Below are 14,663 nucleotides of genomic sequence, written 5' to 3' on the forward strand. Positions count from 1 at the left end.
AGATAGGGAAGCAGTCATCAGTGAAGACGGTTTGCCTCCTTTACTTTTTCTGCGAAGTTCGGACGATGCAGAGAGCCTTTCCCATATTGGTTAGGGCGAGAGCACGGACAGACTATTCGACAGTTGTCCCCCAGTCGAATTTGCAGTATGATGAAGAAGAAAGGCAAAGGGGAGGGGGGCTTTTGTTGACCATTTCTGCCGCGGCGCTGTTGGCGTTATGGAAGATTATTGCAATTGATATCATTTTGTCGGGGGATAATGCGGTCGTCATTGCGATGGCGACGCGCCGGCTGCCGAACGACCAGCGGAACAAAGCGATCGTGTGGGGAACAGCGGGGGCGGTGCTGCTCCGCATTTTGTTTGCGACGGTCATCGTCTTTTTGCTCAACATCCCGTTCGTTCACTTTGTGGGCGGTTTGCTGCTTGTCTGGATCGCCTATAAAGTGCTCGTTGAGCGGGAGGAGGAGGCCAATGTGCAAGCGGCGGACCGTTTGCTGAAAGCCATCATGACGATTATCATCGCCGATGCGGTCATGAGTTTGGACAATGTCGTCGCCGTCGCCGGGGCGGCGGAAGGGCACCTGGGCATGCTGGCGCTTGGGGTGGCCATCAGCATCCCGATCATGATTTTCGGCTCCAAAGCGATCGTCCATGTGATGGAAAAACACCGCTGGATCGCATACGTCGGCTCGGGCATTTTGGCGTGGACGGCCGGAAAGATGATGGCGGGGGATGAAGGGGTATTGCATTGGTTTCACCTTTCTTACGGCCCGTTCGTCTACGCGGTGGCCGCTGGCGTGACGATTTTGGTCGTGTCTGCCGGCTACATCACGAATAAAAAGGCCGAGCGTGAAGAAGGGACGCTGATTTGAGCGGTTGGGGGTGATGTGATGCCATGAACATCCAACGCATTCTCGTGACGGGAAGGCTTTATGCCGAGCTCGCCGCCCTTCTTCCGGACAAGCGGCCCGATAAAGCGTTTCGCTTTGTGGCGGAGGAAGAACTGACGGACGATGATTTCGTCTGGGCGGATGCGTACGTCGGCTTTCGGCCGGCCGGGCCATTTTTGCTTGCCAACTTGCGCTGGGTGCATTCACTTGGCGCGGGCGTTGACGCGTTTTTATGGAAGCGGGAATGGAAGAAGGACGTGCTGCTGACGCGGACGATCGGGTCATTTGGCGAGCAGATCGCCGAATATTGCCTCAGCTACTTATTGCGCGACGCCCAATGTCATGACGTTTATGCATGGTATCAAGAACAGCGGCAGTGGAAGCCGCTGGCTCCGAAACGGCTTGGTGAACAGCGGATTGTCATTTATGGGACGGGTGAGATCGGCCGGCGCATCGCGGAAACGCTTCGTCTGTTCGGCGTTTCGCCGATCGGCGTATCGCGAAGCGGCCGAGACACGCCGCCGTTTTCGGCTGTTTGCCGCCATGAAGAGGCGGGGGAAGCGCTTGCTTGCGCTGATTGGGTGATCGCGGCCCTTCCGCTCACCGAGGAAACGCATCATCTCTTTGACGAGACGTTTTTTGCCTGTTTGCACAACGCGGGCTTTATCAATGTTGGCCGCGGTGCCACGGTCGAGGAGACGGCGCTTGTCGGCGCACTGGAAAACCGAAATGTGCGCCTCGCCGTGCTTGATGTGTTTGAAGAAGAGCCGCTTCCGCCGCCCTCGCCGCTATGGGCCCATCCGAATGTCATCATCACTCCGCATATCGCGGCGCTCACGTCAGCCGAAGACGCCGCCCATAGCATTTTAGACACGCTCCGTTGCATCGAAACAGGAGCGCCGCTTGAAAATGCGGTCGATGTCAGCCGGCAATATTGAAGAAAAAGGTGTCTCAAAAACACATGGGACGCCTTTTTTCTATGGCATCATTGTGAAGGAAGGAATGTTAGAAATCCTGTTGAAATTTACAGAAAAAGCTATCTGAAAGCCTACGGTTTCAATCGAGGGATGAAAGCCGGCATTGCTCGGCAATCCCTCAAGAGGATGGCTTCGAGCCGCCATTTTTCTCTTTCGGTGTGGAATCTCAAAAGAAAAGGGGGCGAAGCCATGCCCACGATCACACTCAGGCTGGAGCGGCACAACCTAACGAAAGTTGCTAAATTTGTTCATGCAATAAAGACATTGCAAAAAAACATCACGCGAGCCAGCGAAGTGTAGAGTGGCATCTACCGTGCGTTACTAAAATCTGTATGTATCTTCGAGGGTGGAAGCCGTGGAAAAAGCCAAACAATTAGGGCTCATTCCAGAGTTTCATGTGTTGCGAACGCCTTCATCGGTCGGTGAGGGCGTTTTCTTTTCGAAGTCCGCCATCTCGTGTCGGTATTCCGCCAAAAAAATGGCGGGGTTCCGACGTTATGTTGGCGGTGAAAAGAAAAGGGGGTGGAGATATAATTGAAGTAAAGACTGACTCATTGCGGAAAATACGAATGATTTGGTGAATTCAATTTTGTTATAAAGAGGCCATGGATTGAAAAGTAGGTAAGACGAAAAACAAGGGAAATGACTTGCGTTTGCAATAGTTGTCCCTACAACCTGGAGAGTTTCACTTCTTCCGTCATCCTGTCCGTCCTAAGCGCTGAACGTTAGTTAATCTCGAGTTTACATTGCGATTTGAGCTCAACTTTCTTATATCAATCGATTGCGATGATCTGCTGACAACACAACTTGTTTCTACATCCCTTTTGCGACTCCGAAACGACCATGGAACTCAACTTCTTAACCAGGAACCCCCAACAGGTTTAAAGTGATCATTGTCATTTATCTGACTAATATACAGTTGTCATTGAAAGAAGGGGGTGATCGATAAATTAGGATGACTTCGAGATGTCTTTTTCATAAACTGACTTGGTGTTGATATGGTGATGGAAAATGGTGTAGCAGGGGAGAGTGAATGTTATGTTTCACCCATTACACTTGAAACGATTGGTCATTTCACTGATTGTGTTCGTAGGAGGGCTAACGAGTCTGTTCATTTCAGGAGGCAGCTTGGCTGGAGCTTCTAACTTAGTGGTAAATCCTTCAAATGATAGTGATCTTGCTGCTGTGAAGCAGAAGGTTGCCCATGCTTTAGAGGCTCGATGGCAGTTGATGGTTGATCCACAGGTGAACGTGAAACGGTTTTATGATCCGAGTGTTTCCGAACAAGAGGAAAGCCGTGAGCGTGCTTACGTAAGAAGGCACTACTTGGAACCTGCTTATCGCGCTGGATTTCGATATTCAAATGTGGAGGTTCACCCTGTTTTCGAAAGTGTTGAGATCAATGGTAAAATGGCTAAGGTCCGGGCCCTGGTTTCTGTTGAGTATGAGTCCGTGTTTCCGGGATCGAATGAATCTGTGATCACCAAAGAGGCTAACATTCCTTGTTCGGCTACATTGATCAAACGTGATGGAGATTGGCTGATTGTTGGGATGAACTACCAAGATACGTATTCGAAAAGAGGACAGGAAAACGTGCGGAAGGTTGGGGCATCGGGTTCAGAGACTCCACCTATCTCAATCGCTGGAGGCGATGTTGTCATTCAAGGTTTTTACACCTACTACTCTCGCCAAGGAGCTGTCAACTACGCGAATCGATGGTGGAATGGGCGTAACCCGAAATACCGATCTTTTTCGAATGACTGCGCTAATTTCGTGTCTCAGTCGTTCTACTCGCGATGGATGATCAATCCATTTAGCCGTCAAACGGGCTAATTCCAAAGCTAGTATCCTATGGGAGGGGATGAAGTGCGTATAGGCATCCCGCTAGTTTTGCTCCTTGTCATGATTTTCTTTTCAGGGTGTCAGCAGCAACAAACAGTCCTAGGGTATGACGATATTCCCCTGCACCCAAAGGCGAGTGACATTCGTTCGGTGGATGAGCGGGTGGAGTTTGTTGTTGCGTCTTCTTCCGCGGAGGAAGTGGCTGACTACTATCTTGAGAAATTGAAGAAACGTCAATGGACTCAAGTTGACAGGTGGGGGTCAGCTTTCGTGTATGAGAAGAAGGGAAGGCAGATTTTGCTGGTCGTTACGGATGTGAAAAATCACGCGAAAGTGTCTGTCAGTCCGTTCCGCCCGAATTGATCAAGACGTCAAACCGTTGCGAACAACCACTTTCGCTGCATCGAAACCGGCGAACCGCTTGCCAATGCGGTCGATGTCAGCCGGCAATATTGAAGAAAAAACGGTGCCCCATGATCGAGAAGGGACACCGTTTCGTTTTGGTCAACGGTCGGTGACGACGATATACGCCGCTTTCATCGGGCCGTGGACGCCGACGACCAAGTTCATTTCAATGTCGGCCGAGTTGCTCGGCCCGGTGATGAAGTTGATGCACGACGGGACGAGGCCGCCCTTTTCGATTTGCTCGTGAATGATCGCCGCCGCTTGCGTCATGCGCGGCACAACGGTGCTTTTCGGAACGATGGCGATATACGTTTTCGGCAAAAAGTGAATGACCCGCCCTTGTTCATTGCGGGAAAACAAGACGATTGTCCCTGATTCCGCGAGCGTGATGTCGCTGAAGGCGATGCCGATGTTCGCCTGTTCGGCGGCGTCAATGTTTTGGCGTCCAAGCGCCGGGTTCCACGTATGGACGGCGATTTGCTCGGCCGGCCATTCGTCTTGAAGCAGAGCGGACAGCCCATACTCGGCAAAGCGCGGGTCATCCGGCACGATGACCGGGCCGCCGCCATAAGCCGTGACTTGTTGCTTGAGCACCCCAGCAAGTCCGGCGCTTGTCGTCTCGATGTAATCAGTATGAATCAGTTTACATTGTTCGCGAAGCACTGCCAACAAGTCGTCTTGGCTATAGCCGGCAAACACTGTCCATTGCGGCGCACAGTCCCATTGCGGCCGGGAGACGCCGGATAGGCGGGGAGCTCTCCCGAGGCGATGGGCGATGTTTTCTAAAAACGCGTCACGGTTGTGAATAGCACCACGCGTCATGACGGGTTTCCTCCTTTTTGGCGGTCGCGGAACCAGTCGCGGAACCGCTCTTTGCTTGGCGCCGGAAATTCGCGGCTTTCCGTCCACGCTTTGAGCGGCCCGGGTCCTTTCGTAATGCGCCCGTCCTCCACAAACGGTGCGAAGGCGCTCGGTGCGAATTTCGTGCCGAAGCGGTACAGCGACGATGAGGCTGTCCCGAGGCGGAACGCTTTCATCGCCAGTTTTTCTGCGACCGGCGCTTTTCCTTCCCGCTCGACGATGATTTGGCGATGTTTGATGAGAAGCTCGTGAAGCGGGATTTTCACCGGGCATGCCTCCGTACAGGCCGCGCAAAGGGAAGACGCGTACGGAAGCTCCTTGTAGTCGTCGTAACCGCCCAACAGCGGCGACAAGACCGCTCCGATTGGGCCGGAGTAAATCGAGCCGTACGAATGGCCGCCGATATGGCGATATACTGGACAAACGTTGACGCAAGCCGCGCAGCGGATGCATTGCAATATGGGCTGGAATTCCGTCCCTAAAATCGAGGAGCGTCCGTTGTCAACGATGACGAGATGGAATTCTTCCGGACCGTCAGCGTCTCCTTCGTCGCGCGGACCGGTGAGAACGGTGATGTAGCTCGTCAGTTTTTGCCCGACGGCGCTGCGTGTCAACATGCTCACAAGCACTTCCATCTCCTCAAACGTCGGAACGATCCGCTCCATCCCCATGACGGTAATTTGCGTTTTCGGCAATGCGGTCACCAAATCGGCGTTGCCTTCGTTCGTCACAAGCGTGATCGATCCCGATTCAGCGATGGCGAAATTGCAGCCGGTGATGCCGATGTCAGCCGTCAAATAGTCGCGCCGCAGCATTTCACGGGCGTGGCGCGCAAGCTCAACGGGGTCGGACGATTTCGTATAGCCCAGCTTCCGTTGAAAGACATCGCGGATTTGCTCTTTGTTTTTATGGAGCGCCGGACCGACGATATGCGACGGCGGGTCATGGTCATCGATTTGCAAAATGTATTCGCCAAGGTCCGTTTCGACCACTTCACAGCCGATGGCCTCAAGCACCGGGTTTAAGTTGATTTCTTCGGTCACCATCGATTTCGATTTGACGATTTTTTTCGCCTGTTTTTCCAAGGCGATGCGGCGGATGTAGTCGTTCGCTTCTTCGGCCGTCTGGGCGAAAAAAACGTGGCCGCCTCGTTTGGCAACGTTTTCACTGAGCTGCATTAAATAATAGTCCAAGTTTTCCAGCGTATGCTTTCGGATTTGTTCGGCGAGCGAGCGCCACTCCTCCCAATGGCCGAGCTCTTCGATGACGCCAAGCCGCCGCACATAGCCGCGGTCTTGCATGCCGGCGACCGCCCCGCGCATAAAATCATTTTGCAAGTTTTCCTCGACCCGCTTCCAAAACGGACCGTTTTCAATTTTCATCGGCATGTCCGAGTCCCCCTCTCTTACTTTTGTTGATTGAGCACTTCGGCGATATGCATGACGCGAATCGGTTTGCCAAGCCGCCCGATGCGGCCGCCGATGTTCATTAAACAGCCGCAGTCGGCGCCGATTAAATAGTCTGCTTCCACTTCTTCGATATGCGCGATTTTTTCATCGACCATTTGTTCGGAAATCGGCCCCATTTTGACAGAAAATGTGCCGCCGAATCCACAGCACTGGTGGGCGTTCGGCAGCGGAACGAGCTCAAGCCCTTTGACATGTTCCAATAGGCGGAGCGGTGCGTCTTTCACGCCAAGAAGGCGGGTCATATGGCAAGACGTATGGTACGTCACCCGCCCGCGAAGCGAGGCGCCGACATCTTCGACTTTCAGGACATCAACGAGAAATTGCGTCAGCTCGTACGTTTTCGCTGCGAGCCGTTTCGCTTCTGCTTCCCATTCCAGGTCGCCGTGGAAAATATGCGGATATTCTTTTAACATCGCCGCGCACGAGCCGGATGGGGTGACGACGTAATCAGCGTGGGCGAACGCGCGCATCATCTGTTTCATGGCTTCTTTCGACTCTTTGACGTAACCGCTGTTATACGCGGGCTGGCCGCAGCACGTTTGCGCCTCCGGAAAATCAACCTCGCAGCCGAGCCGCTCGAGCAGTTCGACGGTCGCTTTGCCGGCATTCGTGTAAAAGAGGTCGATGAGGCAAGTGACAAACAACGATACTTTCACTTCTTCTCCCTCCTGTTTTTTGGGGATGGGTGAGCAGGTCATCTGATGACTATATGTCTATTATAAACCATTTTTTCAGATTCGTAGCTCTTTTTTGTAAAAAACGCACTCAGTTTGGCTGCTGAGTGCGAATGTAGCGGCGCAATACGTTTTCGACATTGGTCAAATGTTCAAGCATGCGCGCCCGGGCGGCGTCCGGATTTTGGTCGCGAATGGCTTCGAAAATCGCTTGGTGTTCGGCAAGCAGCTTTTCGGTCGTCGTTTGTTTCGAAAACAGCCAAATGCGGCGCGTTTCCCGCATCGTTTCAACGATCATGCCGGAGACGCTGTTCATGATGCTTGTGAGCATCGGATTTTGCGACGCCTCGGCGATGGCCATATGAAACGCCCAATCGGCCTTCTCCCCAAGCTCACCGCTGCCGATGCCTTCTTTCATTTGCCGAAGCGCTTGTGCCATCGCCTCAAGGTCGCGCTCTGTCCGTTTGGAGGCGGCGAGCGAGGCGGCTCCTGCCTCAAGCAGCTTGCGCACTTCAAGCAAATGCCAAATATCTTCTTTGTTCATTAAGACCGCCATGGATAACGGAAACGTCATCATCGTCGGATCGAACTCACGGACGTACGTCCCCTCTCCTTGCCGCAGTTCGATCAACCCCATTGCTTTCAAGGCAGTGAGCGCCTCGCGAATGGCGGCGCGCCCAACTTGAAATTGCTCAGCGAGCTGCTGGACGGAATCAAGTTTGTCACCGGGTTTCAGCTCGCCGTTTTTGATCATATCAAAAATCGCTTCGGCCACTTCTTCATAGATTTTTTTCGTTTTGATTCGTTTAAATGCCAATGGTTCCACCTCAATGTTCGGAAGAATGGATTTCCCGTTTTCAAAAGCAATGCATCCGCACTGTCTATTATGATACAGCATAAAGGGGAAGGACAAGCGCTTTTTTGCGGACGGAAAGGAGAAGGGGATAAGAGAAAAAGTTAGAAAAATGAAAAAATACTATTGTCTTTTTTGTTGAGTACTTTTATAATGTGAGACAGACGGCGTTTCTTATCCGGTCATCTGATGACTAGAAGACTAGAATGAAAAGGATGGGCGGACGATCTCGCAAACGCCGCTAAGTCAGGCACAAAGGGGAGGAGAAAACTGCATGTGGAAGCAGGACTTTACGCCAGTAGCCGACCAGCTTTGGTTATCGGCCATTGTTGCACTCATTCCGATTTTGTATTTCTTTTGGGCGCTGGCTGTCAAGCGGATGAAAGGGCACATCGCTGGGTTGACGACGTTATTGCTTGCTGTTGTGTTGGCTGTAATCGCTTACAGAATGCCTGCTGGAAAAGCGGTTATGTCGGTGACGCAAGGCGCGGTGTACGGATTGTTGCCGATCGGCTGGATCATCATCACCTCTGTCTTTTTATACAAGCTGACGGTGAAAACAGGCCACTTTGACATTATCCGCAATTCGGTCGTCTCGCTCACCGAAGACCGCCGGCTGCAAGCGTTGCTGATTGCCTTTTCGTTTGGCGCCTTTTTGGAAGGGGCAGCTGGGTTTGGCGCGCCGGTGGCGATTTCAGCGGCGCTTCTTGCCGGGTTGGGGTTTAACCCGCTGTATGCCGCGGGCATTTGCTTGATCGCCAACACAGCGCCGGTGGCGTTCGGGGCGGTCGGGATTCCGATCATCTCGATGGAAGGGCCGACTGGCGTGCCGGCGATGGAAATCTCAAAAATGGTCGGGCGGCAACTGCCGTTTTTATCAGTGTTCATCCCGTTCTATCTCGTGCTCATTATGGCCGGGTGGAAAAAGACGGTGGAAGTGTTGCCGGCCATTATCGTTTCCGGTGTTTCGTTCGCGCTGACGCAATATTTGACCTCGAACTTTTTAGGGCCGGAGCTGCCGGACATTTTGTCCTCGCTCGTTTCGATCGTCGCGTTGGCTGTCTTTTTGAAATATTGGAAGCCGAAAAGCACATTCCGCTTTGCAACAGAGTCGGAAGTGGCGGCCGCTGTGCAAGTTGCTCGCGCGACACAACGCGGCGGGGAAGTATTCCGCGCTTGGTCGCCGTTTCTCGTGCTGACGGCGTTGATCTCGCTGTGGGGCATCCCGCAAGTGAAGGCGGCGCTCACCGGCCATTATGAAGGGACAAACGGCTTGTTGAAGTTGGTCAACGCTATCGGCGTCCACTTGACGTTTATGCCGCCTGTGCCGGGGCTCAACAACCAAATTTTGAACCCAAGCGGCCAGCCAATCGCTGCGGTGTATAAGCTTGAGCTGCTCGGCGCGGCTGGGACGGCGATTTTGCTGGCGGCGGTCGTCACAAAGTTCATCATCGGCATCTCGTGGAAAGATTGGGCGCGTACGTTTGTAGAAACGCTTAACGAATTGAAATTCCCGATCATCACGATCGCTTCGGTTGTCGGCTTTGCCTATATCGCCAACTCGTCGGGCATGAGCACGACGCTTGGGATGGCGTTGGCCAAAACAGGCCCGTTGTTCCCGTTCTTCTCGCCGATTTTAGGCTGGCTTGGCGTGTTTATCACCGGTTCCGACACGTCGTCGAACTTGTTGTTTGGCAACTTGCAAAAAGTGACGGCGACATCGATTGGCATGGATCCGGTGCTGGCGTTGGCAGCCAACTCATCAGGCGGCGTTGTCGGGAAAATGATTTCGCCGCAATCGATCGCCGTCGCCTGTGCGGCCGTCGGTTTGACCGGCAAAGAATCCGACTTGTTCCGCTTCACGGTCAAACATAGCGTGTTCTTAATCATCTTGATTGGCATTCTCGTTTACTTGCAATCGACGGTATTGTCGTGGATGATTCCATAACGGCCACAAAGGGGGACGAGGCTTGGTGCGGGTGGAAACAAGGCGCCAAGCCCGGCCCCTTTTCCGCTCTGCGCGGAGGCAAACAATTTCAGAAAGGGTGAGACGATTGATTCCAAATGAGGCAAAGAAACGGCTGATCGAAGTGGTCGGAGCGGAGAACTACGATGACACGAAGGCCGGGCGTCTCGTTTATTCGTATGACGCGACGCCGCAGTTTCAATCGCTGCCTGACGCGGTCATCGCGCCGCGAAATACGCAAGAGGTGGCGGAGATCGCGAAAATTTGCAATGAATACCGGATCCCGATCGTGCCGCGCGGCTCAGGGACGAATCTTTGCGCCGGCACCTGTCCGGTTGAGGGCGGCGTTGTCCTTCTGTTTAAACATATGAACCGCATTTTAGAAATTGATGAGGAAAACTTGACTGCGACCGTTCAGCCGGGGGTTGTGACGCTTGACTTGATGAAAGCTGTTGAGGAAAAAGGGCTGTTTTATCCGCCGGATCCGAGCTCGATGAAAATTTCGACGATTGGCGGCAACATTAATGAAAATTCTGGTGGCTTGCGCGGATTGAAATATGGTGTGACGCGCGATTATGTGCTTGGGCTTGAGGTCGTCCTAGCGAACGGTGATGTGATCCGCACTGGCGGCAAGCTGGCGAAAGACGTCGCCGGCTACGATTTGACCCGCCTGTTTGTCGGATCGGAAGGGACGCTCGGCATCATCACCGAAGCGACGCTAAAGCTCATCCCAATGCCGGAGACAAAGCAGACGATGCTTGCTCTTTATCAAGATTTGGAGGCTGCCGCCCGTTCGGTGTCGAAAATCATCGCGAACAAAATCATTCCGGCGACGCTGGAGTTTTTGGATCAACCAACGTTGGAGGTGGTTGAAGACTACGCCCGCATCGGCTTGCCGACCGATGTGAAAGCGGTTTTGCTGATTGAGCAGGACGGACCGAAGGAAGTTGTCGAGCGCGACATGAAAAAGATGGCCGATATTTGCCGTTCAGAACAGGCTGTGTCTGTCCAGCTCGCTCGCTCAGAAGAAGAGGCGGAAGCGCTGCGGACGGCCAGACGATCCGCGCTGTCGGCGTTGGCGCGCTTGAAGCCGACAACGATTTTGGAAGATGCAACCGTGCCGCGTTCGGAAATTGCCAAGATGGTAAAAGCCATCAATGAGATTGCCGCGAAGTATCAAGTGAAAATTTGCACGTTCGGCCATGCCGGCGACGGCAACTTGCATCCGACGTGTCCGACAGATGCTCGCGATCGTGATGAGATGGAGCGCGTGGAAAAAGCGTTTGAAGAAATTTTTTCCAAAGCGATTGAACTCGGCGGCACGATTACCGGCGAGCACGGCGTCGGGGCGATGAAAGCGCCGTATTTGGAATGGAAGCTCGGCCCGGCCGGCATTGCCGCTATGAAAGCGATCAAACAGGCGCTCGACCCAAACAACATTATGAATCCGGGCAAAGTGTTCGCCAAAAGCACGAGAAAACGGGTGGTGGTGACACGATGACATCGAAGACCGAACAAGCGCTCATTCAAAAAGCGTTTCAAGAGCGGATGGATGAAGATGAGCTGATGAACTGCATGCGCTGTGGCTTTTGCTTGCCATCCTGCCCGACGTATATCGAATCTGGGCGGCAGGAAGCCCAATCGCCGCGCGGGCGGATTGCGTTGATGAAAGCGGTCGTGGACGGCTTGATTGAACCGGACGAGGAAGTGGAACGGGCGCTCAACTTATGTTTAGGCTGCCGGGCGTGCGAACCAGTCTGTCCGTCCGGCGTCCGCTACGGCCATCTTTTGGAAGAGGCGCGCGATATTATTGCCCAGCATAAAAAAATGCCGCTTCCGGTCCGCCTGATCCGCAAGCTTGTCTTTGCCGGATTGTTTCCGCATCAAGAGCGGATGCGCAAAGCTACGGCGCTGCTTGGATGGTACCAGCGCTCCGGGCTGCGGACGTTTGTCCGCAAAATTGGTTTACTCCGTCTGTTGCCGGCATCGTTCCGACAAATGGAGCGCGTTTTGCCGGACGTGCCGACGGCGAAAGAAATGAAAGAGCGCCCGCACCGTCTCGGCCCGGACGGCACGGTGAAAAAACGGGTTGCCTTTTTTGCCGGTTGCTTGATGGATACGATGTTTATGGCGACAAACGATGCGACGCTTCGCCTGTTGCAGCTGGCGGGCTGTGAAGTCATCATCCCGCCGTCGCAAGGGTGCTGCGGGGCGCTGCACGGGCATGGCGGGGAAAAAGCGATGGCGAAAGAGCTGGCGAAACGGAATATCGCCGCGTTTGAACAGTTGGACGTCGATTACATTGTGACGAACGCCGGCGGTTGCGGGGCATTTTTGCTTGAATACGGCCACCTGCTCAAGAATGATCCGCAATGGTGTGAACGGGCCGCGGCGTTTGCGGCGAAGATCAAAGACATCTCGGAAGTGCTCGTGGAACTTGGCTTCGATCAACGGCCGCTTCGCGTCGCTCCGCAAACGGTTACGTATCAAGATTCGTGTCATTTGCGCAACGTGATGAAAACGGTGTCCGCTCCGCGCCGGCTGTTGCGGGCGATTGAAGGGATCGAGTTCCGCGAAATGAAAGACGCCGACCGCTGTTGCGGCTCAGCCGGCATTTACAATCTCGTCGAGCCGGAGATGTCGATGCAAATTTTGGACTATAAGATGGAAATGGCGAAACAAACGAATGCAACGACGATCGTCACTGCCAATCCGGGATGTTTGCTGCAAATGAAGCTTGGCATCGAGAGGGTGGGATGGACAGGAAAAGTCCGTGCGGTCCATATTGTCGATTTGTTGCTCGAAGCGGTCGAAGGAGCACAGGCGGCGAAGGAGGAAGAGCGAATTCGGAAAACGTCATAACGCGGCAGTCTGGCGTTTTCGCCGAATGTCGGTTGTTTGAAGCAAAAAAGAAGGTGTCCCGAAAGCAGTGGGACACCTTTTCCATTATAAAATGCGAGCGGGAAAACCCAGCTCTTTCAAGTTGGGATGAAAGCGAGCATTGGAGTATTATAAAAGGGAGGAGGTGAAATGATGCCCACCATCACCTTGAAATTGGAACTCCACAAGCCAACCAAAGCCAAGCAAGAGATGTATGAGCGGATGTCCGATATCAACACCCAATTTGCGAATTGGCTGTTGGATCATCCCGAGCTGAATAAAGCGACGAGTAAAATTTTTAAAGAGTTTTCGTCACAACGGTTTCCTTCCGCCATTGCCTGCCAGACCATTCGAGACGTAAAGTCTCAAAAGAAACATCAGAAGTCAAAGAAATTTCGCAAACAGTGGTGTTGCTTCAACAATCAAAATTGGAAAGTCAAACGAAAGGGAGAGTTCTACACTGTTTCATTCCCAACATTAGAGAAGCGAATCGGCGTGCCTGTGGTCACGCGCCCCTATCAAGAAGCATGGCTGAATCGACTGCTGGATGGAACCGCCAAACAAGGGGCAGCCAAGCTCTACAAAAAGAAAAAGAAATGGTACTTCGCTGTCGCCATCACGTTTGAAACCAAACAACGGGAAGAAACAAACGTGATGGGGGTTGACCTAGGGCTGCGATATATCGCGGTGGCTAGTGTCGGGACGAAATCGCTGTTTTTCAAAGGAAATCAATGCGCCTTCATTCGCAGGCGATATGCGGCTCTGCGGCGAACATTGGGCAAAGCCAAGAAGCTCCATATGATTCGCAAAATCGGCCATAAAGAGTCCCGCTGGATGAAGGATATGAACCATAAAATCAGCCGTCAAATCGTCCACTTTTAGGCGTGTGGAGTGTCAAGTCTGCTAGAATCATTCGCTGTGCATAAAAATTTTTTGATCTCATGTATAAAAAACGAAAAGGGAGGAAATGAATAATAGCGTAACGTTTTCCAAGTATTCCCCCGATCCCCTATGAAATATAGCATTGGGCTCTCCGGTTTGGGAGGGCCGCTTTTTTTTGCATAATAAAAACCCCCTGTCTATTAAGCGGACTTAATATGACAGAGAGCTTTTCCGACGGAGCTGTTACAGCCGTTTGGCTCCGACATATTTCGTTTTCCAGTAGCTGCTGTTTAAGCTGTCGATTTTCACACCGCGGGAAACGGCATGGATGACTTGATTGTTGCCGATGTAAATAGCTACGTGGGAGACGCCTTTCGTCTGTTTAGAAGTGTCGAAAAACACTAAATCCCCCGGCTGTAATTGGGACTTATGTACGTATGTACCTTTTTTGTACATTTCTCGAGAGGTGCGAGGCAAGGTGACGCCAACTTTTTTATGGGCATAGTAGACAAATCCGGAGCAGTCAAATCCTTTTGGCGTCGTGCCGCCATATCGGTAAGGAGTGCCGATCAGCTTTTTCGCTTCGGTAATGAGCCGTGCTTTGTTGGCGGCTGCATCTGAATTGGAAGTGCTTACAAAGAAGGAGGAAAATAGAACGATCATGGATACGAACAGGAGAGAACACCATTTTTTCATTTTCCCTAACCCCCGACAAAATCTTTTCCGATTCGACGTCTTTTAACTAGAGTATAGCAGAGGAAACTAGACTTGTTTTTTACAGTTGGATTAAATAATGTTACAGCGCCGTTACAAATATAGCACCTCGTCCTAAAGGCTTATACCAATAGATAGATATTTTCGTTTCGGCCGACCTGGATTTATGGCCGCAAGCGTGGAAACGGTGTCTCATACCCAAGTCCTATGACCGACAGATGAATGTCGTAAGCTGTCGAACAAATAGGAA

At 52.5% G+C, this 14,663-nt stretch carries 12 protein-coding genes and 1 pseudogene; 8 read left to right on the forward strand and 5 right to left on the reverse strand.

Going from position 1 to position 14,663, the window contains the following annotated elements; genetic code table 11:
• The first annotated feature begins 185 nt into the window (after positions 1-185).
• The 4 genes from DI44_RS13995 to DI44_RS13985 all read left to right on the forward strand — a co-directional run bounded on the left by DI44_RS13995 (position 186) and on the right by DI44_RS13985 (position 4,072).
• The gene (locus DI44_RS13995; protein WP_033024739.1) at positions 186-872 is read left to right on the forward strand and encodes a TerC family protein; all 687 of its coding nucleotides are present in this window, start codon (positions 186-188) and stop codon (positions 870-872) included.
• Between the two features lie 23 nt (positions 873-895).
• On the forward strand, positions 896-1,828 hold the full coding sequence (locus DI44_RS13990) for a D-2-hydroxyacid dehydrogenase (RefSeq protein WP_033024665.1): 933 nt from the start codon (positions 896-898) through the stop codon (positions 1,826-1,828).
• A gap of 1,077 nt (positions 1,829-2,905) precedes the next feature.
• Positions 2,906-3,700 (forward strand): amidase domain-containing protein, encoded by a 795-nt coding sequence (locus DI44_RS0116895; protein WP_241766362.1) that lies wholly within the window; start codon positions 2,906-2,908, stop codon positions 3,698-3,700.
• 33 nt (positions 3,701-3,733) lie between these two features.
• Positions 3,734-4,072 carry a hypothetical protein gene (locus DI44_RS13985; protein WP_033024668.1) on the forward strand — a complete coding sequence of 113 codons (339 nt, stop codon included), beginning with the start codon at positions 3,734-3,736 and terminating at the stop codon, positions 4,070-4,072.
• Positions 4,073-4,213: 141 nt separating this feature from the next.
• On the opposite strand, the gene DI44_RS13980 is transcribed toward DI44_RS13985, so the two are convergent.
• The 4 genes from DI44_RS13980 to DI44_RS13965 all read right to left on the reverse strand — a co-directional run bounded on the left by DI44_RS13980 (position 4,214) and on the right by DI44_RS13965 (position 7,935).
• Positions 4,214-4,936, reverse strand: coding sequence for a lactate utilization protein C (locus DI44_RS13980; protein ID WP_033024669.1), 723 nt, complete (start codon positions 4,934-4,936; stop codon positions 4,214-4,216).
• Positions 4,933-6,363 carry a LutB/LldF family L-lactate oxidation iron-sulfur protein gene (locus DI44_RS13975; RefSeq protein WP_033024671.1) on the reverse strand — a complete coding sequence of 477 codons (1,431 nt, stop codon included), beginning with the start codon at positions 6,361-6,363 and terminating at the stop codon, positions 4,933-4,935. The genes DI44_RS13980 and DI44_RS13975 overlap by 4 nt, the downstream gene beginning before the upstream one ends.
• A gap of 17 nt (positions 6,364-6,380) precedes the next feature.
• The gene (locus DI44_RS13970; RefSeq protein WP_033024672.1) at positions 6,381-7,100 is read right to left on the reverse strand and encodes a (Fe-S)-binding protein; all 720 of its coding nucleotides are present in this window, start codon (positions 7,098-7,100) and stop codon (positions 6,381-6,383) included.
• 109 nt (positions 7,101-7,209) lie between these two features.
• Positions 7,210-7,935: a FadR/GntR family transcriptional regulator gene (locus tag DI44_RS13965; RefSeq protein ID WP_033024674.1), complete on the reverse strand. Its 726-nt coding sequence runs from the start codon at positions 7,933-7,935 to the stop codon at positions 7,210-7,212.
• Positions 7,936-8,245: 310 nt separating this feature from the next.
• Between DI44_RS13965 and DI44_RS13960 the strand changes: the two genes are divergently transcribed.
• The 4 genes and pseudogenes from DI44_RS13960 to DI44_RS0116900 all read left to right on the forward strand — a co-directional run.
• Positions 8,246-9,919 carry an L-lactate permease gene (locus DI44_RS13960; protein ID WP_033024676.1) on the forward strand — a complete coding sequence of 558 codons (1,674 nt, stop codon included), beginning with the start codon at positions 8,246-8,248 and terminating at the stop codon, positions 9,917-9,919.
• A gap of 106 nt (positions 9,920-10,025) precedes the next feature.
• Positions 10,026-11,438: a glycolate oxidase subunit GlcD gene (glcD, locus tag DI44_RS13955; RefSeq protein WP_033024678.1), complete on the forward strand. Its 1,413-nt coding sequence runs from the start codon at positions 10,026-10,028 to the stop codon at positions 11,436-11,438.
• The gene (locus DI44_RS13950; RefSeq protein WP_033024682.1) at positions 11,435-12,799 is read left to right on the forward strand and encodes a (Fe-S)-binding protein; all 1,365 of its coding nucleotides are present in this window, start codon (positions 11,435-11,437) and stop codon (positions 12,797-12,799) included. The genes glcD and DI44_RS13950 overlap by 4 nt, the downstream gene beginning before the upstream one ends.
• A 171-nt stretch (positions 12,800-12,970) precedes the next feature.
• A pseudogene (locus tag DI44_RS0116900) lies at positions 12,971-13,696 on the forward strand (transposase); the annotation flags it as partial.
• 246 nt (positions 13,697-13,942) lie between these two features.
• Here the strand turns inward: DI44_RS0116900 and DI44_RS13945 are convergent.
• Positions 13,943-14,395 (reverse strand): C40 family peptidase, encoded by a 453-nt coding sequence (locus DI44_RS13945; protein ID WP_033024683.1) that lies wholly within the window; start codon positions 14,393-14,395, stop codon positions 13,943-13,945.
• Positions 14,396-14,663 lie beyond the last annotated feature (268 nt).

Source organism: Geobacillus sp. CAMR5420, from assembly GCF_000691465.1.
GTDB classification, from domain to species: Bacteria; Bacillota; Bacilli; order Bacillales; family Anoxybacillaceae; genus Geobacillus; species Geobacillus thermoleovorans.

What these genes read in the sequence shown, in the direction of transcription:
- DI44_RS13990 (WP_033024665.1), top strand. Translation starts at nt 896, where the DNA reads ATGAACATCCAACGCATTCTCGTGACGGGAAGGCTTTATGCCGAGCTC.
- DI44_RS13975 (WP_033024671.1), bottom strand. Translation starts at nt 6,363, where the DNA reads ATGCCGATGAAAATTGAAAACGGTCCGTTTTGGAAGCGGGTCGAGGAA.
- DI44_RS13980 (WP_033024669.1), bottom strand. Translation starts at nt 4,936, where the DNA reads ATGACGCGTGGTGCTATTCACAACCGTGACGCGTTTTTAGAAAACATC.
- DI44_RS13950 (WP_033024682.1), top strand. Translation starts at nt 11,435, where the DNA reads ATGACATCGAAGACCGAACAAGCGCTCATTCAAAAAGCGTTTCAAGAG.
- DI44_RS0116895 (WP_241766362.1), top strand. Translation starts at nt 2,906, where the DNA reads ATGTTTCACCCATTACACTTGAAACGATTGGTCATTTCACTGATTGTG.
- DI44_RS13960 (WP_033024676.1), top strand. Translation starts at nt 8,246, where the DNA reads ATGTGGAAGCAGGACTTTACGCCAGTAGCCGACCAGCTTTGGTTATCG.
- DI44_RS13945 (WP_033024683.1), bottom strand. Translation starts at nt 14,395, where the DNA reads ATGAAAAAATGGTGTTCTCTCCTGTTCGTATCCATGATCGTTCTATTT.